The organism is Pseudomonas muyukensis (assembly GCF_019139535.1).
GTDB classification, from domain to species: Bacteria; Pseudomonadota; Gammaproteobacteria; order Pseudomonadales; family Pseudomonadaceae; genus Aquipseudomonas; species Aquipseudomonas muyukensis.
In genome coordinates this window covers 4,797,183-4,820,127 of record NZ_CP077073.1, presented here as the reverse complement: position 1 = coordinate 4,820,127, position 22,945 = coordinate 4,797,183, and the positions used below count along the sequence as shown (strand labels likewise).

Sequence of the window (22,945 nt, the reverse complement as noted above, 5' to 3'; positions counted from 1 at the left end):
TTGGCAAGTACAGGAGTAAGCACTAGAGTATGCGCGCGCAAAATGGGCTGGAACCGTTCGCACACCGCTGTCGCGTCTATTACGAGGACACCGACGCCGGTGGGGTGGTGTACTACGTCAACTACCTCAAGTTCATGGAGCGCGCGCGTACCGAGCGCCTGCGCCACCTGGGTTTCTCCCAGTTGGAGCTGGCCGGGGACAATCTACTGTTCGTGGTCCATTCCAGCGAAGCGCGCTATCACGCGCCGGCGCGGCTGGACGACGAACTGCGGGTCACCGCGCAAGTCACCGAGTTGAACCGCGCCAGCCTGCGCTTCGTGCAGCAGGTATGGCGCACAAAGGATGAAACGCTGCTCTGCGAAGGGCAGTTTCTGGTGGCCGCCGTGCGTGCCGACACTTTCAAACCCCGGGCCATTCCCCCAGCGCTGCGTGACGCCTTCCTGGCGGACGGCACGGGTACTCAATCCAACGCAGGAGAATAAGCGTGGAAGCAAACGTCGTCGACCATACCTCCATGTGGAGCCTGGTCGCCAATGCCAGTGTCGTGGTTCAGCTGGTCATGTTGACCCTGGTGGCCGCCTCGGTCACCTCGTGGATCATGATCTTCCAGCGCAGCACCATGCTGCGTGCCGGCCGTCGCGCGCTGGACGCGTTCGAAGAGCGCTTCTGGTCGGGCATCGACCTGTCCAAGCTGTACCGCCAGGCGGGCAGCAACCCTGATCCGGACTCGGGTGTCGAGCAGGTATTCCGTGCCGGCTTCAAGGAGTTCTCGCGCCTGCGCCAGCAGCCGGGTGTCGACCCGGACGCGGTCATGGAAGGTGTTGGTCGGGCCATGCGCGTGGCCATTTCCCGCGAGGAAGAAAAGCTCGAGCAAAGCCTGCCGTTCCTGGCCACCGTCGGTTCGACCAGCCCGTACATCGGCCTGTTCGGCACCGTGTGGGGCATCATGAACTCGTTCCGCGGCCTGGCCAGCGCCCAGCAGGCGACCCTGGCCACCGTGGCACCGGGCATCGCCGAGGCACTGATCGCCACTGCCATCGGCCTGTTCGCCGCGATCCCGGCGGTCATCGCCTACAACCGTTTCGCTGCGCGCAGTGAAACGCTGATCGGCCGTTACTACACGTTCGCCGACGAGTTCCAGGCGATCCTGCACCGCAAAGTACACACCAGCGAAGAGTGATCAGGTAGAAACCCATGGCCCGAGTTCGCCACAAACGCAAGCCGGTCGCCGAGATGAACGTGGTGCCCTACATCGACGTGATGCTGGTGCTGCTGGTCATTTTCATGGTGACCGCCCCCATGCTCAACCAGGGCGTGAAAGTCGACCTGCCCAAGGTTTCCAGCGAAGCCCTGCCGCAGGACAACAACGTCCAGGTCCTGACCATCTCGATCAAGGCCGACAAGACCTACTACTGGAACCTTGGCAGCGAAGTCGACACCGACAAGCAGATGGACAAGGCCATGACCTTGCCGGAAATGACCAGTGCAGTGACCAAGATCATCGCCGCCGGCCGTGACCAGGGCAAGCAGACCCAGGTGTTCATCCGCGGTGACAAGGCCGTCGACTACGGCGCGGTCATGGGCGCCATGGGCGGGTTGCAGAAGGCCGGTGTCGGAAACGTTGGCCTGATTACCGAGGCGCCCTGATGCAACAGCGAGAGCCATCCGCCTCGGAAAGCTATTTCTGGCCCAGTGTCTGGGCCATTGCGCTGCACGTGCTGGTGTTCGGCATGCTGTTCGTCAGCTTCGCCATGACCCCGGAGCTGCCGCCGTCCAAGCCGATCGTCCAGGCCACGCTCTACCAGCTCAAGTCCAAGAGCCAGGCGACCACCCAGACCAATCAGAAGATTGCCGGGGAAGCCAAGAAGACGGCTTCGCGCCAGACCGAGGTCGAGCAGCTCGAGCAGAAGAAGGTCGAGCAGGAGGCCGTGAAGGCTGCGGAACAAAAGAAAGCCGACGCCGCTCAAAAGGCCGAGGAGGCCCGCGAGGCCGCCGAGTCGAAAAAAGCGGAAGAGGCCGCCAAGGCCGCCGAGCAGAAGAAGGCCGCCGAGGCCAAGAAAGCTGAAGAAGCGAAGAAGGCCGCGGAAAAGCAACAGGCCGACATCGCCAAGAAGAAGGCTGAGGAAGAGGCCAAGAAGAAGGCCGACGAGGAAGCCAAGAAGCAAGCCGCGGAAGAGGCGAAGAAGAAAGCCGCCGAAGACGCGAAGAAAAAAGCAGCCGAGGACGCCAAGAAGAAAGCGGCGGCCGAGGACGCGAAGAAGAAGGCAGCTGAAGAGGCCAAGAAAAAGGCCGCGGCAGACGCCCAGAAGAAAAAGGCACAGGAAGCGGCCCGCAAGGCGGCGGAAGACAAGAAGGCGCAGGCACTGGCCGAGCTGTTGTCCGACACCACCGAGCGGCAGCAGGCGCTGGCCGACGAGCAGGGTGACCAGGTGGCCGGCGACTTCGACGACCTGATCCGCATGCGCGCGGCCGAGGGCTGGGCACGTCCGCCATCTGCGCGCAAGGGCATGACGGTAGTTCTGCAGATCAACATGTTGCCAGACGGCACCATCACCAACGTGAGCGTGGCCAAATCCAGTGGCGACGGTCCGTTCGACAGCTCGGCCGTGGCCGCGGTGAAGAACATTGGTCGGTTGACCGAGATGCAGGGCTTGAAGCCGAACGAATTCAATCCGTATCGTTCATTCAAGATGACATTTACACCTGAGGATCTAGCGTTGTGATTAAACGTCTGAGAGGACTCCTGGTCTTGCTCTGCTGCGTGGCAGGCCTGGCTGTGGCAGAGGAAAAGAACATCCTGGTCACCAGCGGTAGCGACCGGGCCACCCCCATCGCGGTAGTGCCGTTCGGCCTGCAGGGTGGCAGCGTGCTGCCCGAGGACATGGCCGACATCATCGGCAATGACCTGCGCAACTCCGGCTACTACTCGCCGATCCCGCGGCAGAACATGATCAGCTTGCCGACCCAGGCCAGCGAAGTGATCTTCCGCGACTGGAAAGCGCTGGGCGCGCAATACATCATGGTCGGCAACATCGTGCCGTCCGGTGGCCGCCTGCAGGTGCAGTACGCGCTGTTCAACGTCGCCACCGAGCAGCAGGTACTGACCGGCAGCGTGGCTGGCGGCGTCGACCAGCTGCGCGACATGGCGCACTACATCGCCGACCAGTCGTTCGAGAAGCTCACCGGCATCAAGGGTGCGTTCTCCACCCGCATGCTGTACGTGACCGCCGAGCGCTTCTCCACCAACAACACCCGCTACACCCTGCAGCGTTCGGACTACGACGGTGCCCGCGCGGTGACCCTGCTGCAGTCCCGTGAGCCGATCCTGTCGCCGCGCTTCGCCCCGGACGGCAAGCGCATCGCCTATGTGTCGTTCGAGCAGAAGCGCCCGCGCATCTTCGTCCAGCACATCGACACCGGCCGCCGTGAGCAGATCACCAACTTCGAAGGCCTGAACGGCGCGCCGGCCTGGTCGCCGGACGGTTCCCGCCTGGCGTTCGTGCTGTCCAAGGACGGTAACCCGGACATCTACGTGATGAACGTGGCCTCGCGCCAGATCACCCGTGTCACCGCCGGCCCGGGCATCAACACCGAGCCGTTCTGGGGCAAGGATGGCAACACCCTGTACTTCACCTCCGACCGTGGCGGCAAGCCGCAGATCTATAAACAGTCGATTGGTGGCGGTGGTGCCGAGCGCGTGACCTTCGTCGGTAACTACAACGCCAACCCGAAACTGTCGGCGGACGAGAAGACCCTGGTGATGATCCATCGCCAGCAGGGTTTCACCAACTTCAAGGTGGCTGCCCAGGACCTGCAACGCGGAAGTGTAAAGATTCTCTCCGAGACCAGTCTTGATGAGTCTCCCACTGTTGCGCCAAACGGCACCATGCTAATCTACGCCACCCGCCAGCAGGGCCGGGGAGTCTTGATGCTCGTGTCGCTTAACGGCCGTGTGAGGCTCCCACTTCCTACCGCTCAAGGCGAAGTCAGAGAACCGTCCTGGTCCCCTTACCTGAACTGATTGCGGCGTAATATTTTTGCTTAACACACTGGGGTTTCATTAGGAGTTTCACGATGGAAATGCTGAAGTTTGGTAAATTCGCTGCGCTGGCTCTGGCCATGGCTGTAGCTGTAGGTTGCTCCTCGAAAGGCGGTGACAACGCTGGTGAAGGCGCTGTTGACCCGAACGCTGGCTACGGTGCCAACACTGGCGCTGTCGACGGTTCCCTGAGCGAAGAAGCCGCCCTGCGCGCAATCACCACCTTCTACTTCGAATACGACAGCTCGGATCTGAAGCCAGAAGCCATGCGCGCCCTGGACGTTCACGCCAAGGACCTGAAGTCCAACGGCAACCGCGTTGTCCTGGAAGGCAACACCGACGAGCGCGGCACCCGCGAGTACAACATGGCTCTGGGTGAGCGTCGTGCCAAGGCCGTTCAACGCTACCTGGTTCTGCAGGGCGTTTCCCCAGCTCAGCTGGAACTGGTCTCCTACGGCGAAGAGCGTCCAGTTGCCACCGGCAACGACGAGCAGTCCTGGGCTCAGAACCGTCGCGTAGAACTGCGTAAGTAAGTTCTTATGCGTATGTGCCGCCGTGCTGTAACCGTCCTCGCACTCAGCCTGCCCCTTTCGGCGTGGGCTGCGGTTCCCGTAGTAGATGACAACGCGGGTGGCTATCCACCTGCGGGTTATGGCACGAGCGGCGCCTATGCCGGAGCAGGGGCTTCGGCCCCTGCTTCTGCAAATGGCCAGCTGTTCATGCAGCTGCAGCAGATGCAGGACCAGATTTCCCGCCAGCAAGGCATCATCGAAGAGCTGCAGAACGATGTGTCGCGCATGAAGCAGGAAAACCTCGAGCGCTATCAGGATCTCGACCGCCGCATTGGCAGCGGTGCCGCGCCTGCCGCGACTCCAGACAATTCTTCCACCGGTGGCGCGAACAACGCAGCCACGGGTGCCGCCGCCGGCGCCAGCGCCGCGCAGCCACCGGCCGCCAGCAGCGAGCCGGGTGATCCGGCGAAAGAGAAGCTGTATTACGACGCCGCTTTCGACCTGATCAAGCAGAAGGACTTCGACAAGGCCAGCCAGGCGTTCAACGCCTTCCTGCGCAAGTACCCCAACAGCCAGTACGCCGGCAACGCCCAGTATTGGCTTGGCGAGGTCAACCTGGCCAAGGGTGACCTGGCAGGCGCAGGCCAGGCGTTCGCCAAGGTCAGCCAGTTGTATCCGCAGCACAGCAAGGTGCCGGATTCGCTGTACAAGCTGGCCGACGTCGAGCGCCGCCAAGGCCACACCGACAAGGTCAAGGGCATCCTGCAACAGGTCATCACCCAGTACCCCGGCACGTCCGCCGCGCAACTGGCGCAACGCGACCTGCAGAAGCTCTGAAGCTTGCCATTCGAAAGAAACCCGCGCTTGTCGCGGGTTTTTTCGTTAGAATCACCGACCTTTTTTCCTAAACACGCTGCCGCGGATAACGCCATGTCGAGTCCGCGACAGTGCCTGACGGAGGCGGACAGCCTGTTCAGCTGTCACGCCCGTGGCGATCATGCAAGACACATTACGCATCACCGAAGTGTTTTACTCCTTGCAGGGTGAAACGCGAACGGCCGGGCTGCCCACGGTTTTCGTGCGCCTGACCGGTTGCCCCCTGCGCTGCCAGTACTGCGACAGCGCCTACGCCTTCAGCGGCGGCACCCTGCGTACCCTCGATTCGCTGCTCGAGCAGGTGGCCAGCTTCAAGCCGCGCTACGTCTGCGTCACTGGTGGCGAACCGCTGGCCCAGCCCAATGCCCTGCCATTGCTGCGCAGCTTGTGCGACGCCGGGTACGAAGTGTCGCTGGAAACCAGCGGCGCCCTCGATATCAGCGGCACCGACACGCGGGTCAGCCGGGTGCTTGACCTCAAGACCCCAGGCTCCGAAGAGTTGCACCGCAACCGCTACGAGAACATCGAGCTGCTGACCCGCAACGACCAGGTCAAGTTCGTCATCTGTTCCCGTGAGGACTACGATTGGGCGGTTTCCAAACTGATCCAGTACAACCTGGCCGAGCGCGCCGGCGAGGTGTTGTTCTCGCCCAGCCATCACCAGATCAAGGCCAGTGACCTGGCCGACTGGATCGTTGCCGACAACTTGCCCGTGCGCTTCCAGTTGCAGCTGCACAAGCTGCTGTGGAACGACGAACCTGGGCGCTGAGGAGAAAGACATGACTGACAAACGTGCGGTAATCCTGCTGTCCGGTGGCCTCGATTCGGCCACCGTGGTGGCCATGGCCAAGGCCGAGGGCTACCAGTGCTACACCATGAGCTTCGACTACGGCCAGCGCCACCGCGCCGAGCTCAATGCCGCGGCGCGGGTTGCCCGCGACCTGGGCGTGGTCGAACACAAGGTGATCGGCCTGAACCTGGATGGCATCGGCGGCTCGGCCCTGACCGACAGCAGCATCGATGTACCCGAGGCGCCGAGCGAAGGGATTCCGGTGACTTATGTACCGGCCCGTAACACCGTGTTCCTGTCCCTGGCCCTCGGCTGGGCAGAAGTGCTCGAAGCCCGCGACATCTTCATTGGCGTCAATGCCGTGGATTATTCCGGCTACCCGGACTGCCGCCCCGAGTTCGTCGAGGCCTTCGAGCGCATGGCCAACCTGGCCACCAAGGCCGGTGTCGAAGGGCAGGGCTTCCGTATCCAGGCGCCGCTGCAGAACCTGAGCAAGGCGCAGATCGTCCAGGCCGGCCTGGCCCAGGGCGTGGACTACAGCCTGACCGTGTCCTGCTACCAGGCCGATGATGACGGCCGCGCCTGTGGCAAGTGCGACAGCTGCCGCCTGCGCGCCGACGGCTTCAAGGCTGCCGGGGTAGAGGATCCGACCCGATATTTTTGAAAAAAATGCGATGGGGTGTTGATTTCCTCTGAGAAATCAGTAATATACGCGCCATCCAACGGGTCGTTAGCTCAGTTGGTAGAGCAGTTGGCTTTTAACCAATTGGTCGTAGGTTCGAATCCTACACGACCCACCATACGCAGTAAGAAAAAGCCCGCTTCCGGCAACGGAAGCGGGCTTTTTCGTTTGCGCCATTAACTGCTGGGGTTGGCGGCTTCAGCGCCGCCGCCGTGATCGCAAGCTTGCCGCTTACTTGTAGAAGATATCCAGGGTCGCGCCGGCATTGAACTCGCCAAAGGTCGGCGTCGTGGTCATCCACTTCAGACGTGCCAGGAAATTGTGCGAGTTGCTGGTCGAGGTGGTCTTCGGGGTCAGCACGAACTCTTTCTTGAACAACAACGCACGCTGGTCATCTTCGTTGATCAAGCTGATGCCCACCGATTTGTTGTCGTTCGGGATCAGGGTGTCCTGGGCTGTGTTCAAGGTCGCCGTCAGCGGCTCCAGATAGCCGCCCAGGCCATAGGCCGCCTGGCAGGTGCGTTGCTCGGTAATGGTGAATGGCACTTCATTGATGGTAGCCCCCACCGTGGCCCCCGAGGTGCGGATCGCGCCGAAGTTGATCACGTTCGGCTGGATGCTGATGGAGGATTCGCAGGGCAAGTAGCGAAACTTGTTCAAGCCCTTGGCGGTGATGTTGTAACTCATGCCAGGCCGCACACCGCCGACCCCATCGAACTGGAACGCCCGATAGTCTGCCAGTGGCGTCATGGGGCCTTCTTTGTTGTCGCCGGCCGGTGATTTCTTGACGAAGAACAGCGAGTAGGTCATGGACTTGCTTTCTTTTTTCCAGCCGCAGGTGTCGTTTGCTGGGCAGCCGTTCACGAACCAGCCGATGTTCAACTTGCCGCCAGGTAGCGAGGAGGCGAGATAATCCTTGCCTTCGTAGGTGACGCCGATTTCGATGTCATTGCCCAGGCTGACTCTGTTGGGGTTCATGTAGAAGTAAATGTTTTCACCGGGCATGCCATTGATGTCTACCCAGCATTCGACATTGATGCGTTGTGTCGGCTGACGCCAAAGTACGGTGCCCGCCGGTAACGAGTTGGGCACGGCAGCGGTGTCGGTAATGGTGGTGGTGTCGTTGATCAGTGACGAGCCCGCCTTCTGGCATTTCAGCGCGTAGCTGTTGGGGATGCTCAGGAAGAATAGAAAACCGATGAAAAGTAACTGTCTGCTGAACATGGCAAGGCCTTCCGGGGGGATCAGAACGTGAGGTCGCTTTGGCGTGGATGGGGCAGGCCGGCGTCGCTGATAAAGGCGTAGGCCACCTGCGCCGCAGGCTTGTCGCAGCCGTTGGCGGGTAACGCGTAGTGCGAGAACGGGGCGATCATCAGGTGGTCGATGACCTGCCCGCAGGCAGCCCCCGAGCGGTCGCGCAACGCGACCTCGGTCAGCGTCAGGTAATAGGGCGAAGCGTTATGGGCTTCGTAGCCACCGGCAGCGCTGGCCGACCAGCGCAACTGGTCGACGGCGTCCTCGGGCGAGCCGGGCAAGGTAGGGCGGTAGAACAGCTTGAGGTTGTGCTGCAGGGCGAGGGCCATGGCATTGCTGTCGGTGGCCTTCTTCGGCACTTGCAGCACTTTGAGCAGCAGGAACGACTCGCGGTCGTCCGGCAGGCCCAGCCCCTGGTAGAGCACGCCGGTCGAGGCCTTGCCGTTGGCGGGAATCAGCAGCAGCGGCTTGGTCACCGCCATGGGCAGCGCCTCGGTGGGCGCCTTGTTGCCCCAGTCGAGCTTGACTTGCACCAGCGCCGGCTCGTCGCTCTGGTTGACGATGATCACCGGCAACTGCTTCTGCGAGCCCTCGAAGATGAAGCGGGTGAAGCCATCGAAGGTGATATCGGCCTGTACCGGCGAGCAGGCGATCATCGCCAGGATGAGGGCGGCCCAGGCCATGAGCCGGCGAGCGACGGGATGGAACAGGGGAGAGGTTGTCATCCTGCGATTCTGGCGCGGCCTGGGCAGGTCCTGAATCAGACGATTCTTACATTGCGCCGGCGTGCTTCGCCGAGTCGGCGCAGTAGGCTTCTTTCCACAGGCGCAGCGTTTCACGTTCCTGCGCAGTCAAGGGAGCCTGCGCTACTGCATCGGCGACTTTTTCCTGCAGGCGGCGCAAACGGTCTTCGACCGAGCAGCCGTCGTCGTACGCCAGATGGTGGGTGACGTCGTCTATCAGGGTGTAGCGCAGGGACCTCAGGTTGCCTGAACGGTAGTGTTCCAGCGATGCGCCATAGAGACCCTCTGGAGCTGTGAGGCCATTTCTCAGGTAAAGATTGAAATCTAGGGTGCTGTATGAGGTGTAGAACTGCCGGGCGCGATTCAGGATGAGTGCAGCCTGGAGAATTTCAAGTCGTTGCTCTTGCGTCTTGGCGGGTAATGGGTAGGTCATGGCAACCAGCTGTTTCGACCGTGCCATACGTGCATCTTGCCGACGCTTCGCATCCTTTTCCGAGCGAACACGCTGTTCCTTCGCATGGGCCAGGTTATGGCCGATCGAGTCAATGAGTTGTGCAGCATTGTGCAGTAACTCACGCTGTTCAGGGTTTAGACGCTCACCGAGCGAACTGAGTAAGCCGCTACCCCTTTCCCAACCGTTGGCCAGCTTGTGCAGGGCGCCAGCGGTGGACGTCAACATCATCTGGATGCCGTGTAATTCATTGAAACCCTTGTGATCCATCATCAATCTGGTCCGTGTCCGTTTGATCGCGCACCTTGAGTGCCGGGGCGCGCGTTGTAATGGGGTAACGCTGGCTTGCACGAACCACAACTTAGGGGCGAGGGTGTCAATTTGTAAATTTCAAAACGTGCAATCTACGATTGCTCGTGGCAGGGCCGTGGGCGCTTATTCGCCGTGCAAACGGCAGCTTCAGAGGCTTGTATTGGCTTATGGCGCAGCGAACCGATTCAGCTGCCCGAGCATTCCTGCACCACTTGGCGTAGCCAACGATGCACCTGGTCGTTGTTCACCCGCGGGTGCCAGGCCTGGCAAAACTCGCCACTGGGGGTTTCCACCGGCAGAGGGAAAATGTGCAGCGCCAGCAGCGGTAGCGACCATTCGACGAAGCGCCGGGGGATCACCGCGATCATCTGCGAAGAGCTGGCCAACTGCATGGCGGCCTGGAAGCCCGGCACCACCAATGGCACCTTGCGTTGCAGGCCGAGCTTTTCCAGCTCCAGGTCCAGCGGCCCGCGGGTACGGCCGCGGCGCGATACCGACAGGTGCGGGTAGGCCACCAGGTCTTCGGCGCTGACCCTGTCCTGGCGGGCCAGCGGGTGCTGCTTGTTGACCACGCCGACGAAGGTGTCGATGTACAGGCGCTGTTTGTAGACCTCGGGCCCCAGTGGGCCGGCGATGCCGATGTCGAGGTCGATCAGCCCGTCGCGCAAGGCCGCGACATCCTCGTTGCCCTGGGCCATGAATCGCAAGGTCACCTGGGGCGCTTGCTGCGCGATGCGCTGGCTCAGGCGCAGGGCCCAGGCGCCGGTAAAGCCGTCCTCGGTGCGCAGGGTGAATACGCGCTTTACCGTGCCCAGGTCGAGTGGCTGCTTGCTGCCCAGCACCTGACGTGCATCTTCGAGCAGGTTGTGCACCTGGGGTGCCAGTTCCAGCGCCAGCGGTGTAGGCACCAGGCGCCGGCCGGCGAGCACGAACAGCGGGTCGCCCATGGCTTCGCGCAGGTTGGACAGGCGCCGGCTCATGGCCGGGATGCTCAGGTTCATGCGCTCGGCGGCGGCAGTGACACTGCCTTCGCGCAGCATCGAGTCGAAGGTCAGCAGCAGGTTGAGGTCCGGTAGGTTCATTGCGCAGTCCTTTGCAAAAATTGCAATCCTATTCTCTAGCTATTGCAATTTTCAATATTTCCAGCGCTACCTAACATGCCGTTGCAACCCAACCCGCCAAGGATGTTGTGATGGAATCCTCTCATTCGCTCCAGCAAGGGCTGGCGATCTGCCGGCTGCTGGCGCTGCCGGGCTGGCCCGTTGACAAGGCGAAAGCCAAGTAAACCTGGAGTCTTCATGCTCGAATTTCGCAAGAAACTGAAATACAACCTAGAGGTCACCGATATCCGCGATGTCACCCCGTTGGTGCGACGTGTCACCTTGAAAGGCGAGCTGTTCGCCGAGGTGCCACCCTGCCAGGCGGGGCAATGGCTGAAGTTGTTCCTGCCCAGTGGTGCCAGCCAGGTCACCCGGGCCTACACCATCCGCCGGCATTTTCCGCAATCGGCCCGGGTCGAGGTCGACTTCGTGCGTCACGACCATGGCCCTGCGGGGCGTTGGGTGGAGCGGGCCTGGGTCGGCGAGCAGATTGGCTGTTCGGCCCTGCGCGGTGGCTTCCAGCCCCAGGACGATGCCGAGTGGATGCTGTTGGCCGCCGACGAGACCGGCACCCCGGCGGTGATGAGCATCCTTGAGAGCCTGTCGCCGCGCGACCGGGCGCTGGTGGTGCTGGAGGCGGCGAGCCTGAGTGAGCTGCAGGCGGTGGATTCGCTGGCCACGGTCAATTGCCAGTGGTACTTGCGCGATGAGCACCCGGCCGGCAGCAACTTGTTGCTCGAAGGTATCAAGCGCTTGCAGCTTCCCTCCGGGATCGGCCAATTCTGGATTGCCAGCGAGGCGCAGGCGGTCAACGAGGTGCGTGACTACCTCACCGAAACCTGTTCGATCCAGCGTCGCCTGGTGCGCGGCAAGGGCTACTGGATGCGCGGCGTCGCCGACCATCGCGACCGCGATTGAACGCACGTTCGCCTTGCGCTGCCAGGCAGCGCAAGGCCCGTGGGTGCTAGCAGGGCAGCAGCCTGGGCTCAGCCAGGCGTTCGAAATGCAGGCGCTCGGCGGCCAGGCCGTAATCCTTCAGCGCCCCACCCACTGTCTCGACCATGGCCTGCGGGCCACACAGAAACGCCGCGTCGAGCAGGCTGACGTCGATCCACTCGCGAAACAGCGTGTCGCACATGGCCAGGTCCAGGCGCCCGGAGGGCAGCCCGTTGTCGTTGCTTTCGCGGCTGAACAGCAGGATGACCTGCAGCCGTTGCTCATACAGGGCCTGTAGCGCCGCCAGGCGCTCACCGAACAGCAGGCTGGCGCGGTCGCGGTTGCCGTAGACCAGGGTGAAGCGGCTGTTGGCGGCGTTTTCCAGGGTGGCCTTGATGATCGGCAGCACCGCCGTGATGCCGCTGCCCGAGGCCATGCCCAGGCAATGGTGGGCCGGGGCTTGTGGTTCTGGGCGGGAGGATGCGCCCGCCGGTGGCATCACCAGCAGGGTATCGCCCACCGCCAACTGGGTATTGGCATAGCTGGAGAAACGGCCCTGCGGCACATGCCGAATCGCCACCCGCAGTTCACCGTCGTCCGGGGCGCTGAAGATCGAGTACGAACGCCGTACTGCCTCACCCTGCAACTGCGCTTGCAGCTGCAGGTACTGACCCTGCTCGAAGCGGTAGGTGGCGGCCAGGTGCGTGGGCACGGCAAAGGCAATCGACACGGTGTCGGCGCTTTCGCGGCGGATATCGGCGACTTGCAGCGGGTGCATCAGGGTCATGGCGCGGCTCCTGTTCAGGCGCTCTGGCGCAGCGGCGCGGCGTCGCGGCCGGTGAGGCGTTCCAGGCGGCGCATGCTGTGGGTGGTGCCCGGCAGCAGGCGGCCGATCTCGCCGGTGCGGTAGCGGATCATCGGCACAGCCTCGCGGCTGAGGGTGGTCAGCACCACCTCGCCGAACTGGCCATCGGGCAGTGGCGTGCCGCTGTGCGGGTCGATGACCTCGGGGTAGAAGTGGTCTTCCCAGAGCGTCACGCCATCACGGGTTTGCGGGCATTGCATGCCGATGCCCGGGTCCATCAGCGCCGGCACGCCGTACAGGGCCAGGGTCTGGACCCCCAGGCGCTGCTCGAGCTCCTGGCGCAGGCTGTGGCTGCACGGCTGTGGGCCGAGCAGCACGCTGCGCAACGACAGGCCCGGCAGGCTGACGCCCTGGCGCTCCAGCTCAGGGGCCAGGGCCAGCAGTTGTGCCGGGCTGGCCACCAGCAGTTGCGGCTGGAAGTCGCACAGCAGGCGGACCTGCTCCTGGGCCCCGCGCGCGGCCAGGGGTAGCAGCGCGCAGTGCAGGCGTTCGGCGCCCAGTTGCAGGCCGGCGCTGGCGCCGTCATGGCTGCCGAGCGCGTACAGGCGCTCGCCGGCATGGGCGCCGGCCACGCGCAGCGAGCGGGCGACCAGCGCCGCCCAGACTTCCTGGTCGTTGCGGGTGTAGCCAATCACCGGCGAACGGGCGCTGCCGTCCTGGCAGGCGTGCAGGCGCACCACCTGCCGCGCGGGCACGGCGAACAACGAGAAGGGGTAGTGGTGGTGCAGCTCGGCGTTGCCGATGAAGGGGAAGCGGGCGAGGTCCGTGAGGTGCTCGAGTTGCTCTGGGTGCAGGCCCATGGCTTCGAACTGCTGGCGGTACCAGGGTACGTTGCGCCAGGCGTGTTTCAGCGACCAGCGCAGGCGGCGCAGTTGCACGTCGCGCAGTTGTTCGAGGCTGCAGGTTTCCAGGGTGTCGCGGTGAGGCTGCTTGAGTGGGCGTTGCTCAAAGGCAATGACGTCCAGGCGTGTGTTGGCATTCATCTTCCAAGTCCATTTGGTAGGCCGACCATCAGGCTTGCATGCTATGCCGCGGTAGGGGGGATGGCTACTCGCATTGCCCGGCCCGGCGTTGGCCGGTTGCGCTCCTGTTACCGGCCCGCCGGCTCGCGTCCGCGGCGCCTGGTTCGCCGGCAAGGCCGGCGCTTGCATCGCCCGGCCTGGTGCACCGCGTAGGAGCCGGCTTGCCGGCGAACCCGGGCAACACCACTCAGCGATTGAGCCTTCGTGCATCGAACGCATCGCGGGCCTGGTAGGCGCTGTAGGTGGCCTGCGCGGCGAGCATCCCGGCCAGCCCGTAGGTGCGTTCGAGGCCGAAGCGGGCAAACCCCTGGGGCACCGGCAGCTGCCGGGCAATGGCGTCGGCCAGCACTTCGCCGGCCACGGTGGTGGGGGCCATGCCGTGGCCGCCAAAACCGACGGCGTGCCAGATGCCCTGTTCGTCCTGGCCAATCTGGGCCATCTGGTGCCGCCCGTAGCTCATCAGCCCGCCCCAGGCGTATTGCAGTTGCACGTCCTCGAGCTGCGGGTAGACGTTCACCAGGTCGGCCTTGAGCAACTTGGCGATCGCCTGCGGCCCGCGGTCGAGGATGGAAATGCGCCCGCCCCAGAGGATCCTGGTGTCCTGCAGCGGACGGTAGTAATCGAAGGCGAAACGCGTGTCGTAGATCGCCGCCTGGCAAGCGATGGCATCCTGCAGGCGTTCGCCCAACGGCGGTGTGGCCACCACATAGGTGGCGATCGGCAGCACCGCGCGCTCGACCGGCGCATGCACGCCGCGGGCATAGCCGCCACCGCAGAACACCACTTCCTCGGCGTGGACCTCGCCCTGAGCGGTGCGCACGATGTAGCCACCACCGGCCTTTTTCTCGATCTGGGTCACCGGCGAGTGCTCGAACAGGGTCACCCCGGCATCGCGGGCGGCGCGGGCCACGCCACAGACATACTTGAGCGGGTGGAAGTGGAAGGCATTGCGTTCGAGCAGGCCGCCGTAATACCGCTCGCTCTTGAGCTGTTCCTGCAACTGGCCCGGGGAAAGATAGGCCCAGTCCACGCCATAGGCCTCTTTCATCAATTGGCGGGGCTTGTCCAGGCGCGATGGGTCGTTGAACCAGTTCGCCAGGATCACGCCCTGGTCGACCAGGTCGCAATCGATGGCGTATTGGCGGGTGCGCTGGCGGATCAGCTCGACGGCGTCGAGGGTCAGCTGGTAGAGCCGCCGGGCCTCGCTGGCGCCCAGGGTCGCCAGCAGTTCGGCGTTGCCCAGGCTGTAGCCGCCGAACACGAAGCCGCCATTGCGCCCCGAGGCGCCATGGCCAATGCGCTCGGCTTCGAGCAGGGTGACGTCGGTCACGCCGCGCTCGGTCAGGCCCAGGGCCGTCGACAGACCGGCCAGGCCGCCGCCAAGGATGCACACACGGGTCGTGGTGCGCCCGGCCTGGGCGGGGTAGGTGCTGCGGTGCACGGTCGCTTCATAGTAGGAGTCGAGGAAATCGCTGGTCATCATGATCCCGGGCAGTCAGGGGCGGGCCGTTGCCGGCCCGCGACGGTGGTTCTCAGGCCGGCAGCTGGTTGGCCGTGCTGGGCTGGGCATGGGCGGCAGCGGCTGGGTCGCTGGCCTTGCGCGTCTCGATGCTGGAGAAGTCCATCTCCTTGTAGCGCACGGTGCGCGAGCCGGTGAGCAGCTTGTGGCCCCACCACATCACCACGAACAGCACCAGGCCGATGTAGGTGGCGAGGGCGCCGATCCAGTCGATCTGCCCGCCGAGGAACGCCTGGTAGTTCTGCCCGAGCATCACCACCAGGCACAGGCCAAAGGCGAAGAGCGGGCCGATCGGGAAGAACTTCGACACGTAGGGCAGCCGGGCCAGGTCGTGGCCCTGGTACAGGTAGCCGCGGCGGAAGCGGTAGTGGCTGACGGCGATGCCCAGCCAGGCGATGAAGCCGAGCATGCCCGAGGTGTTGAGCAACCACAGGTAGAGCTTGCCGGGGCTGAACAGGAAGCTCAGCAGGCACAGGCCGGCGACCGCCGCGGTGGCCAGCAGCGCCCATACCGGCGTGCCGCTGCGGGTGACCCGGGCGAAGATCGCCGGTGCCTTGCGCTCCAGGGCCAGGCTGTAGAGCATGCGCGAGGAGGCATACATGCCCGAGTTGCCGGCCGACAGCACCGAGGTGAGGATCACCGCGTTCATCAGCGCCGCGGCGGCGAGCATGTCGGCCTTGGAGAAGATCAGGGTGAACGGGCTGATGGTGATGTCGGACAGGCCGTCCTTGAGCAGGCGTGGGTCGGTGTAGGGAATCAGCAGGCCGATGACGATGATGGTGCACACGTAGAACAGCAGGATGCGCCAGAAGATCTGGCGCACGGCCTTGGGAATATTGCGCCCGGGGTTCTCCGTCTCGCCGGCGGCGATACCGACGAACTCGGTGCCCTGGAACGAAAAACCGACGATCATCGCCACGCCGATCAGTGCTGGCAGGCCGCCGGCGATGGGCGCGTCGCCGAGCTGCCAGAGCTGGGCGCCGCCATCCTGGCCGCCTTCGAGAATACCCAGCAGCATCAGCACGCCGACGATGATGAAGACGATGATGGTCACCACCTTGATCAAGGCGAACCAGAACTCGGCCTCGCCGAAGAAGCGTACCGAAGCGACGTTGAGGGCGAACAGCAAGGCCAGGAACGCCGCGCTCCAGATCACCCCGGGGGTGTCGGGAAACCAGTAGGTCATGATGATCTGCACCGCCACCAGGTCCACGGCAATGGTCACCGCCCAGGCGTACCAGTAGTTCCAGCCAAGGGCGAAGCCGAAGCTTTCTTCCACGTAGCGTGAGGCGTAGGTGGAGAACGAGCCGCTGACCGGCATGCACGCTGCCAGTTCACCGAGGCTGGTCATCAGGAAGTACACCATCAGGCCGATCACCGCGAACGACAGCAGGGCGCCGCCAGGGCCGGACTGGGCGATGGTGGCGCCGGAGGAGACGAACAATCCGGTACCGATCGAGCCGCCAATGGCGATCATGTTCAGGTGACGGCTGGTCAGGGTGCGCTTGAGTTGTCCTGATGAGGGGGTTGCGGCAGTCAAACTTGCTGTGTTGTTCGAATGGGTCATGGGCAACCTATTTGATCTGCATTCAAGTGAGTTGTTGTTCTTGTTGTGTTCTGGCCACTTGCAGTTACTGCGGCGAAAAGCCTTTGCACGGACGCACGTTGGCCGATGGCGGCTCCACGGCCATGGCGGTCACGATTGAATTGATGGAAGTCAGTATCGACCTCGAAAGGCGCGGGGAACAAACGACCAATTATCGCCATATCATTCCTTTTTGGAATGTTTGGTTTCGTCGTTTTGTCAGGTCTTCTGGTCGATAGAAGTGCCTTTTGATAAGGCATTTATTTAAAAGCGTCGAATTTAAAGGGGATTGTATTTGTCACTTAGACGGAAGATGTCGTCTCTTTGTATTTTTGAACAAGCGACTCGTCTGGGTGGTTGGAAAAAAATTCATCATCCAGTGCCATACGAAAAAGCCGGTACCTGGATGGCCAGGTACCGGCTTGAGGGTGTGCGCGGGGAAGCGGGCTTGCGCCCTTGGTCACTTTTGCCGAGGGCTGGCGATATCGCTGCTGGCGGTACGCTGTTCCTTGTCATCGTTGACGCCGGGCAGCTTGTCGAACGCGTGCAGGCCGTTCTTCGCGTAGGGGTCGCCGATCCAGCGTGGGAGGGCGCTGAACTGCGGGCTGACCAGGCTCTTGGCGGGTTCGAAACGGTCATAGCTCAGGCCGGCCAGGTCGGACAGGGTGTGGATCAGGTGCGCACTGCTGTAGGGGCGGTTGGCCATGGCCTGCAGGTCGCGGGGGTGGGCCGCCTGCCAGCTGGGCGAGGTCCACAGCAGGAAGGGAATGGTGTACATCGGGCGGGTCGGGTCGGCCTCGTTGCGCCCGAGTCGATCGTGCTTGCCAGAGCTGTAGACATCCTCGCCGTGGTCGGAGAGGTACAGCAAAAAGCCGTTGGGCGTGGTGGCCGAGTAGCGCTTGATCAGGTCCGAGACGACGAAGTCGTTGTAGCGCACCGCGTTGTCATAGAAGTTGTAGGTTTGCACCTGGTCGGGCGACAGGGCTGCCGGCGCGCCGAGGTTGTCCTTGAAATGCTCGAACTGCGCCGGGTAGCGATAGCGGTAGTCCATGTGGGTGCCGAGCAGGTGGACGATGATCAGTTTCTTTTGCGCCGGGTCGCGCAGGGCCTTGTCGAAGGGTTCGAGCACCACGCTGTCGAACTGGCTGGCGTTCTGGGTGCGCTGGTTGTTCAGGTACACCGGCACGTCCGTCTGCTGCGAGAAGGTGGTGAGCATGGTGTTGCGCTTGGTCATGGTCTGCTGGTTGGTGATCCAGAACGTCTTGTAGCCGGCCTGTTTCATCAGGTTGATCAGCGACGGGTCGGTGAGGAAGCGGTCTGGGTGTTCCTCGTTGCCAAAGGTGAGGATCTGCTGCATCACCTCGATGGTGTACGGGCGTGGCGAGACCACGTTGCGGAACACCGTGAGGCTGTTGTCGCGGGCGGCCAGGGCATCGAGGTTCGGCGTGGTGTCGCGGCCATAGCCATACAGGTGCATGTGCTCGCGGGTGGTGGACTCGCCGAGTACCAGCACCAGGGTGCGCGGTGCGTCACCGCTGCTGTCCTTGAGGTTTTGCAGGGGGGGCAGGGCGGCGTTCTGGTTCAGCAGTGCCTGCATGTTGTCCAGTTGCTGGCGGTATTGCCGGTAGCCGACCAGCAGTTGCCAAGGCACGGCCGAGGCCATGCGTTGTTCGACCTTTTCCTGGGCTTCGGCGAAGCTGCGCTGTTGCGTGACCATCTGCTTGTAGAAGGGGTAGGCCAGGGTTGCGGCCACCAGCGCCAGCGCCAGCGGGACGCGGCTGTACAGCGGCAGGGCGACCGGGCGCAGGCGTTTCCACAACAGGACCGCGCCCGCGCTGTACAGTAGCAGCGCCAGGCACAGCCAGAGGCTGAAGTACTGGCTGAAGTACTCCCCGGCCTCGGCGGTATTGGATTCGAACATCACGAAGATGACGCTTTGCGAGAACTCCTGGCGATAGATGCCGAAGTAGCTCAGGCCGACCAGCGAGCAGGCCCACAGCACCAGGCCGATCAGCGCTGCCAATGGGCGGGTCAGGCGCGGCAAAAGCAATACTGGGGCCAGCCATAGGCTGCTGAGGAAGAAGGCGTCGCGAAAGCCGGCGAAGCCGGTGGTGCCGCTGAACATCAGCAGGGCCTGAGTGACGCCGGAGAAATACCAGAAGAACAGCATCAGCCAGCCAAGGCCGGCCCAGTCGATGGATGTGCGAGCGGGGGAAGTTGTGCGTGACACGTGCGCCTCGGAAAGCCAGTTGCCGGCCGGATCGGTTGGGAGGCGACGCTAAAGGGGGAGGCGTGAAAAGATCGTCAACAAATCATGAAAGTCCCGGGTAGCGGGTTGAGGCGGCGCAAATGAGTTAAACCGCCCCTGCTTCTGCTTCTAGGCGCGCGATAGTTCAGGCAAGACAAATTGCGACTTCAGCAGGCCGAGTGGCGTTCTTGCGTAGTGGGGCGACGGCTGCTGATCGCGTGAGGGCCGCCAGGCGCTGCCGGGTCTACGGTGTGCACCTGGTGGCCCTCACGCGGTATTACACCCGGAATTGCGCCATCAATACCTGCTGCTGGTTGGCCAGCCGATTCAACGCCTGGCTGATCCGCGCCGACTCGTCCGCCTGCCCCGACAGCGACTCGGTCACGTCACGAATCCCTGCCACGTTGCGGTTCACCTCCTCGGCCACCGCGCTCTGCTCCTCGGCAGCCGAGGCAATCTGCAGGTTCATGTCGGTAATCACCGCCACTGCCTCGCCGATCCGCTGCAACGCAGGCAACGTCTGCTCCATCTGCGCGGCGCTGTCCTGGGCCTGGCGCTGGCCCGCATGCATCGCCCCCACCACATCCTGGGTACCCTGCTGCAAACCCTCGATCACCTGGCGGATCTCCTCCACCGACACCTGCGTGCGCTGGGCCAGGTTGCGCACCTCATCGGCCACCACGGCGAAACCACGCCCAGCCTCGCCGGCCCGAGCCGCCTCGATCGCCGCGTTGAGCGCCAGCAAATTGGTCTGCTCGGCAATCGCGCGGATCACCTCCAGCACCGAACCGATCTGCTCGCCACGGCTCTCCAGTGCCCGGGCCTCGTCCATCGCCGCGTTCATGCCACCGGCGAGCTGGTCGATCGCCGTGCGGGTCGCCGCCACCAAGGCCAGGCCATCGCGGGTCGCCTGGTCGGCGCCGCGGGCAGCTTGCGCGGCCTGGGCGGCATTGTGCGCGACATCGTGGGCCGTGGCGCTCATTTCGTTGGCGGCGGTGGCCACCTGCTCGATCTCGCGGTGTTGCTGCTGCATGCCATCACTGGTCTGGCTGGCGATCAACGCCGACTGGTCGGCAGTGCCGCGGGCCTCCTGCACCGAGCCCTTGAGCTGGGCGATCACCGGTTGCAGCTTGTCGAGGAAACGATTGAACCAGCCGCTCAGCTGGCCCAGTTCGTCGTCGCGGGCGTAGTCCAGGCGCCGGGTCAGGTCGCCTTCGCCACTGGCGATGTCCTCCAGGCGCGCAGCCACCGCCAGGATCGGCCGGGTCACCCCGCGGGCGGTCAGCCAGACCAGCAGCAAGCCCAGCACCGCAGCGCCCAGGCCAATCAGCAGGCTGACCAGGTTGGCTTGCTGGTTCTGGCTGTCCAGGCGCTGGTTGAGCGCCACCGCGGGGGCTTGCAGCACCTGCTCCGGTAGCGCCAGCAGCACCTGCCAGGGGGCGGCACCAGGGATCGGCGCGAAGGGCTGGGAGATCCGCAGGGTGCCGCCGTCCAGGCGCTCGAGCGCCTGGCCCGCGCGCAGCGGGCCGGTCAGCGCGCTGGCTTCGCTGGCAAAGGCCTGCTCCACGGTCTTGCTCAGTTGCCTGGCATCCAGGCTGTGCCCGGCGAGCAGGCCCGAAGGGCTGACGATACTCACCTGGCCCTGGCCGTCGAACAGCTCCTGGCGCCCAGCCAGGCTCAATTGCTGCAAGTTGTCCAGGCCGATGTCCAGGCCGACCACACCGATCACCTTGCCGTTTTCCAGCAAGGGCAGGGCGATGCTGGTCATCAGCACCTGGTGGCCGTTGACCTCGTCGAAGTACGGATCGAGCACGCAGGCCTTGGCGGTTTCCTGCGGGCAGGTCAGCCAACGGTTGTAGGGCGCGCCGTTGGCGCCCGGGCTGGTGTCGGCCAGCATCGCCTCGGGCATGGCCTCCTGTTCCAGGTTGCCAGTGCCGGGCTGCGACCAGTACAGCGAGAAGCGCCCGCTGTCGTTGCTGCCGCTATCGGCCTGGCCGACGAAGCGGACGTCCGCCTGGTCCAGGGCGTTGGGCTGGAACACCAGGTACAAGCCGATCAGGTTACTGTTGCCGGCCAGCGCGGCACGCGCCTGGCGCGTGAGCTCGTCACGCAGGTCGGCGCCGCCGCGGCCCTTGAGCGCCTGTACCAGGCGGGCGAAACCGTTGCCGTACTGGTAGGCGTCCATGAAGTAGCGCTGGATGCGCAGGGCCTGGGTCTCGCCATGGGCGTGCAGGCGCTGGCGCGCGCTGCGCTCGAGCAGCTCGCTGTTGGCCTGGAACACCTGCTCGGCGCTGTGCCGGGCCTGGGTCAGCGAGGTCGTCACCAGCACGGCGACGATGGCCAGCAGGCACAAACCGGCGAGCAGGGTGATCTTCCACTGGATGGAGAGGCGGCGCGACAACATGGGCGTTTCCTTCTCAGGTAAAAGGACGCCCGCGGTCAGGCGGGCGTCGGTGATTCAGTCGGCGATGCAGTTGGGCGGCGCGACCCTGAAGGCCTTGGTCAGCCAGCCCAGGTAGCACACGCCGAGCAAGGCCCAGACCCCGCCGAACAACAAGGAGTGCTGGTTCAGGTCCAGCCACAGCGAGACGATGATGCAAAAGCCTATCGTCGGCATCACCAGATACTTGAGGTTGTTCGTCAGGCCCCGGTTGCGCCGCTCGCGAATGTAGCAGTGGTTGATCACCGACAGGTTGACGAAGCTGAACGCCACCAGCGCGCCGAAGTTGATCACCGAGGTGGCGGTGACCAGGTCGAAGAAGATCGCCGACAGCGCGATCAGCCCGACCACGGCGATGTTCAGCACCGGGGTCTTGTAGCGTGGGTGCAGGCGGGCGAACACGCTGGCCGGGATCACCCGGTCGCGGCCCATCACGTACAGCAGGCGCGAGACGCTGGTCTGCGAGGCCAGGCCCGAGGCGATGGTGTTGATCACGGTGCAGGCGATGAACACCGACTGGAACAGCTTGCCGCCGACATACAGGGCGATTTCCGGCAGGGCCGCTTCCTGGTCGTGGAAGCGCGCCATGGTCGGGAAGTAGGCCTGGATGAAATAGGACACGCCGATGAACACCACGCCGCCGATCAACGCGGTCAGGAAAATCGCCCGCGGAATGGTCTTGCCCGGGTCGCGGGTTTCTTCCGACAGGCAGGTCACCGCGTCGAAACCCAGGAACGAGAAGCACAGGATGGTCGCGCCGGCGGCCAGGGCGGCGAACTGGGTCTGGTCGTCGGCGAACGGTACCAGGCTCCAGGCCGTGCCCAGGCCCTCGCCGTGGCCCAGGCCGCGCCAGCAGAGATAGATGAACACGGCGATGATCGCCACCTGCACGGCGACGAACACTAGGTTGAAATGCGCCACCAGGTTGACGCTGCGCATGTTGATCAAGCTGATCAGGGTGACGAAGCCCGTCACCCAGACCCACGCCGGCACCTCGGGGAACATCGCCGACAGGTACAGCTTGGCCAGCAGTGCATTGACCATCGGCAGCAGCAGGTAGTCCAGCAGCGACGACCAGCCGACCAGGAAGCCCACGTGTGGATTGATCGCCCGCTGGGTGTAGGTGTAGGCCGAGCCGGACTGCGGGAAGCGGCGCACCAGGGTGCCGTAGCTCACGGCGGTGAACAGGATGCCGGCCAGGGCCAGCAGATAGGCGCTGGGTACGTGCCCGGCGGTGATGCCGGAGACGATGCCGAAGGTGTCGAACACGGTCATCGGGGTGAGATAGGCCAGGCCGATGATCACCACGTGCCAGAGGCGCAGGGACTTGCGGAACTGGGCATTGCCCGGGGCGCTGTGGTCAGGCTGCATGCGGGCGCTGCTCCTGTGTCGAGACAACGGGCACGGCGGGGGACGGGCACGACGAGGTCGAGCGGGTGGGCTCCATGTTGTTCACCTTTTATGTTGGAGCTGCGGGGTGGCGGAATAAAAGACGATGGCCGTTTGGGTGTCAAGTTAAACATGACAGGTTGCCAACTGGATGGAGTTTGAATCGATTTACTTGGCTGTTA

General features: G+C 63.8%; 20 protein-coding genes, 1 tRNA gene and 2 pseudogenes. 11 read left to right on the top strand and 12 right to left on the bottom strand.

The genetic code is table 11. The features are described from left to right. Positions 1–29 precede the first annotated feature (29 nt). The 10 genes from ybgC (at position 30) to KSS95_RS21235 (ending at position 7,017) form a co-directional block, all read left to right on the top strand. The gene (ybgC, locus tag KSS95_RS21280; protein ID WP_217849389.1) at positions 30–482 is read left to right on the top strand and encodes a tol-pal system-associated acyl-CoA thioesterase; all 453 of its coding nucleotides are present in this window, start codon (positions 30–32) and stop codon (positions 480–482) included. 2 nt (positions 483–484) lie between these two features. Further along, positions 485–1,180 carry a protein TolQ gene (gene tolQ, locus KSS95_RS21275; RefSeq protein ID WP_054890996.1) on the top strand — a complete coding sequence of 232 codons (696 nt, stop codon included), beginning with the start codon at positions 485–487 and terminating at the stop codon, positions 1,178–1,180. Positions 1,181–1,194: 14 nt separating this feature from the next. Then, positions 1,195–1,647 (top strand): protein TolR, encoded by a 453-nt coding sequence (tolR, locus tag KSS95_RS21270; RefSeq protein ID WP_023628694.1) that lies wholly within the window; start codon positions 1,195–1,197, stop codon positions 1,645–1,647. Continuing rightward, a complete protein-coding gene (tolA, locus tag KSS95_RS21265) occupies positions 1,647–2,723 on the top strand; it encodes a cell envelope integrity protein TolA (RefSeq protein ID WP_134689419.1) in 1,077 nt (358 codons plus the stop codon). Before tolR ends, tolA begins: the two co-directional genes overlap by 1 nt. Next, positions 2,720–4,021, top strand: coding sequence for a Tol-Pal system beta propeller repeat protein TolB (gene tolB / locus KSS95_RS21260; protein WP_217849387.1), 1,302 nt, complete (start codon positions 2,720–2,722; stop codon positions 4,019–4,021). The genes tolA and tolB overlap by 4 nt, the downstream gene beginning before the upstream one ends. Before the next feature lie 53 nt (positions 4,022–4,074). After that, the gene (pal, locus tag KSS95_RS21255; protein WP_008090230.1) at positions 4,075–4,572 is read left to right on the top strand and encodes a peptidoglycan-associated lipoprotein Pal; all 498 of its coding nucleotides are present in this window, start codon (positions 4,075–4,077) and stop codon (positions 4,570–4,572) included. 6 nt (positions 4,573–4,578) lie between these two features. Then, positions 4,579–5,388: a tol-pal system protein YbgF gene (gene ybgF, locus KSS95_RS21250; protein WP_217849385.1), complete on the top strand. Its 810-nt coding sequence runs from the start codon at positions 4,579–4,581 to the stop codon at positions 5,386–5,388. A gap of 160 nt (positions 5,389–5,548) precedes the next feature. After that, positions 5,549–6,196, top strand: a complete 648-nt coding sequence (queE, locus tag KSS95_RS21245; protein WP_217849383.1) for a 7-carboxy-7-deazaguanine synthase QueE — start codon at positions 5,549–5,551, stop codon at positions 6,194–6,196. 10 nt (positions 6,197–6,206) lie between these two features. After that, the gene (gene queC / locus KSS95_RS21240) at positions 6,207–6,881 is read left to right on the top strand and encodes a 7-cyano-7-deazaguanine synthase QueC (RefSeq protein ID WP_217849381.1); all 675 of its coding nucleotides are present in this window, start codon (positions 6,207–6,209) and stop codon (positions 6,879–6,881) included. A 60-nt stretch (positions 6,882–6,941) separates the two neighbouring features. After that, positions 6,942–7,017 (top strand) — tRNA-Lys (locus tag KSS95_RS21235). A 113-nt stretch (positions 7,018–7,130) separates the two neighbouring features. On the opposite strand, the gene KSS95_RS21230 is transcribed toward KSS95_RS21235, so the two are convergent. The 4 genes from KSS95_RS21230 to KSS95_RS21215 form a co-directional block, all read right to left on the bottom strand. Further along, on the bottom strand, positions 7,131–8,123 hold the full coding sequence (locus KSS95_RS21230; RefSeq protein WP_217849379.1) for a fimbrial protein: 993 nt from the start codon (positions 8,121–8,123) through the stop codon (positions 7,131–7,133). A 20-nt stretch (positions 8,124–8,143) separates the two neighbouring features. Next, a complete protein-coding gene (locus KSS95_RS21225) occupies positions 8,144–8,878 on the bottom strand; it encodes a fimbrial biogenesis chaperone (protein WP_217849377.1) in 735 nt (244 codons plus the stop codon). A 46-nt stretch (positions 8,879–8,924) separates the two neighbouring features. Then, positions 8,925–9,620: a hypothetical protein gene (locus KSS95_RS21220; RefSeq protein ID WP_217849375.1), complete on the bottom strand. Its 696-nt coding sequence runs from the start codon at positions 9,618–9,620 to the stop codon at positions 8,925–8,927. Positions 9,621–9,844: 224 nt separating this feature from the next. Beyond that, the gene (locus tag KSS95_RS21215) at positions 9,845–10,741 is read right to left on the bottom strand and encodes a LysR family transcriptional regulator (RefSeq protein ID WP_217849373.1); all 897 of its coding nucleotides are present in this window, start codon (positions 10,739–10,741) and stop codon (positions 9,845–9,847) included. A gap of 216 nt (positions 10,742–10,957) precedes the next feature. Between KSS95_RS21215 and KSS95_RS21210 the strand changes: the two genes are divergently transcribed. Continuing rightward, positions 10,958–11,677 carry a siderophore-interacting protein gene (locus tag KSS95_RS21210; RefSeq protein WP_217849371.1) on the top strand — a complete coding sequence of 240 codons (720 nt, stop codon included), beginning with the start codon at positions 10,958–10,960 and terminating at the stop codon, positions 11,675–11,677. Positions 11,678–11,723: 46 nt separating this feature from the next. On the opposite strand, the gene KSS95_RS21205 is transcribed toward KSS95_RS21210, so the two are convergent. The 8 genes and pseudogenes from KSS95_RS21205 to KSS95_RS21175 form a co-directional block, all read right to left on the bottom strand. Continuing rightward, positions 11,724–12,482 (bottom strand): FAD-binding oxidoreductase, encoded by a 759-nt coding sequence (locus tag KSS95_RS21205; protein ID WP_217849369.1) that lies wholly within the window; start codon positions 12,480–12,482, stop codon positions 11,724–11,726. A gap of 14 nt (positions 12,483–12,496) precedes the next feature. Continuing rightward, complete coding sequence (locus KSS95_RS21200) at positions 12,497–13,543, bottom strand: phenylacetate--CoA ligase (RefSeq protein ID WP_217849367.1); 1,047 nt, start codon at positions 13,541–13,543, stop codon at positions 12,497–12,499. Positions 13,544–13,769: 226 nt separating this feature from the next. Beyond that, positions 13,770–15,065, bottom strand: coding sequence for an NAD(P)/FAD-dependent oxidoreductase (locus KSS95_RS21195; RefSeq protein ID WP_225935536.1), 1,296 nt, complete (start codon positions 15,063–15,065; stop codon positions 13,770–13,772). Between the two features lie 49 nt (positions 15,066–15,114). After that, entirely contained in the window at positions 15,115–16,641 is a 1,527-nt protein-coding gene (locus KSS95_RS21190; protein WP_225935535.1) for an amino acid permease, read from the bottom strand. A gap of 505 nt (positions 16,642–17,146) precedes the next feature. Then, complete coding sequence (locus KSS95_RS21185; RefSeq protein WP_217849363.1) at positions 17,147–18,916, bottom strand: phosphoethanolamine transferase CptA; 1,770 nt, start codon at positions 18,914–18,916, stop codon at positions 17,147–17,149. A 295-nt stretch (positions 18,917–19,211) separates the two neighbouring features. After that, positions 19,212–19,727, bottom strand: a pseudogene (locus KSS95_RS24935) (methyl-accepting chemotaxis protein); the annotation flags it as partial. A 390-nt stretch (positions 19,728–20,117) separates the two neighbouring features. Continuing rightward, positions 20,118–21,119: pseudogene (locus KSS95_RS24930) on the bottom strand (PDC sensor domain-containing protein); the annotation flags it as partial. A 273-nt stretch (positions 21,120–21,392) separates the two neighbouring features. Further along, complete coding sequence (locus KSS95_RS21175; protein WP_217849360.1) at positions 21,393–22,745, bottom strand: APC family permease; 1,353 nt, start codon at positions 22,743–22,745, stop codon at positions 21,393–21,395. Between the last annotated feature and the right edge of the window lie 200 nt (positions 22,746–22,945).

Excerpts from the sequence above, each read along its gene's own strand:
- ybgC (WP_217849389.1), top strand. The coding sequence starts at position 30 with ATGCGCGCGCAAAATGGGCTGGAACCGTTCGCACACCGCTGTCGCGTC.
- tolR (WP_023628694.1), top strand. The coding sequence starts at position 1,195 with ATGGCCCGAGTTCGCCACAAACGCAAGCCGGTCGCCGAGATGAACGTG.
- tolA (WP_134689419.1), top strand. The coding sequence starts at position 1,647 with ATGCAACAGCGAGAGCCATCCGCCTCGGAAAGCTATTTCTGGCCCAGT.
- pal (WP_008090230.1), top strand. The coding sequence starts at position 4,075 with ATGGAAATGCTGAAGTTTGGTAAATTCGCTGCGCTGGCTCTGGCCATG.
- ybgF (WP_217849385.1), top strand. The coding sequence starts at position 4,579 with ATGCGTATGTGCCGCCGTGCTGTAACCGTCCTCGCACTCAGCCTGCCC.
- queE (WP_217849383.1), top strand. The coding sequence starts at position 5,549 with ATGCAAGACACATTACGCATCACCGAAGTGTTTTACTCCTTGCAGGGT.
- queC (WP_217849381.1), top strand. The coding sequence starts at position 6,207 with ATGACTGACAAACGTGCGGTAATCCTGCTGTCCGGTGGCCTCGATTCG.
- KSS95_RS21230 (WP_217849379.1), bottom strand. The coding sequence starts at position 8,123 with ATGTTCAGCAGACAGTTACTTTTCATCGGTTTTCTATTCTTCCTGAGC.
- KSS95_RS21225 (WP_217849377.1), bottom strand. The coding sequence starts at position 8,878 with ATGACAACCTCTCCCCTGTTCCATCCCGTCGCTCGCCGGCTCATGGCC.
- KSS95_RS21220 (WP_217849375.1), bottom strand. The coding sequence starts at position 9,620 with ATGATGGATCACAAGGGTTTCAATGAATTACACGGCATCCAGATGATG.
- KSS95_RS21215 (WP_217849373.1), bottom strand. The coding sequence starts at position 10,741 with ATGAACCTACCGGACCTCAACCTGCTGCTGACCTTCGACTCGATGCTG.
- KSS95_RS21210 (WP_217849371.1), top strand. The coding sequence starts at position 10,958 with ATGCTCGAATTTCGCAAGAAACTGAAATACAACCTAGAGGTCACCGAT.
- KSS95_RS21205 (WP_217849369.1), bottom strand. The coding sequence starts at position 12,482 with ATGACCCTGATGCACCCGCTGCAAGTCGCCGATATCCGCCGCGAAAGC.
- KSS95_RS21200 (WP_217849367.1), bottom strand. The coding sequence starts at position 13,543 with ATGAATGCCAACACACGCCTGGACGTCATTGCCTTTGAGCAACGCCCA.
- KSS95_RS21195 (WP_225935536.1), bottom strand. The coding sequence starts at position 15,065 with ATGATGACCAGCGATTTCCTCGACTCCTACTATGAAGCGACCGTGCAC.
- KSS95_RS21175 (WP_217849360.1), bottom strand. The coding sequence starts at position 22,745 with ATGCAGCCTGACCACAGCGCCCCGGGCAATGCCCAGTTCCGCAAGTCC.